This window comes from Bacillus sp. SIMBA_008 (assembly GCF_046535495.1).
GTDB lineage: Bacteria > Bacillota > Bacilli > Bacillales > Bacillaceae > Bacillus > Bacillus subtilis.
Map to the genome: position 1 here is coordinate 1 of NZ_JAWRWL010000034.1, position 447 is coordinate 447.

Below are 447 nucleotides of genomic sequence, written 5' to 3' on the forward strand. Positions count from 1 at the left end.
GTGGGCATTTGCCCCGCCCGCGCCAAAAGAAGAGATTCCCGCGATTCTCGGAATCTCTTTCTGCGCTCCGTTTTCCTCAATGACCGGCCGTTTCCAGTCTGCCAATTCACGCTGCACCGCAAACGGCGTCCGGTCAAATGCAATATTCGGATTCAAACTTCGGCAATGTAATGAAGGGGCCAGCTTTCGTTTTTGAAACTGGAGCAGCAGTTTTGTTACACCGGCAATGCCTGCCGCGGCTTCCAAATGCCCGATATTGGATTTAACTGAGCTGATGGCGCAAAAGCCTTTATCTGACGTTTTCGTTTGAAATGCACGGGTCAAACCGTCAATTTCGATCGGATCTCCGAGTTCAGTGCCCGTGCCGTGGGCTTCGATACAGCTGATCATCCGCGGATGTATTCATGATTTTTCAAGCGCGCCGGAAATCACGTCAGCCTGGGCGCT

The 447-nt window shown here is 52.3% G+C and carries 1 pseudogene; it reads right to left on the reverse strand.

From position 1 onward, the window contains the following. Nucleotides 1-447: pseudogene (locus SB658_RS21940) on the reverse strand (mutanobactin A polyketide synthase MubH); the annotation flags it as partial.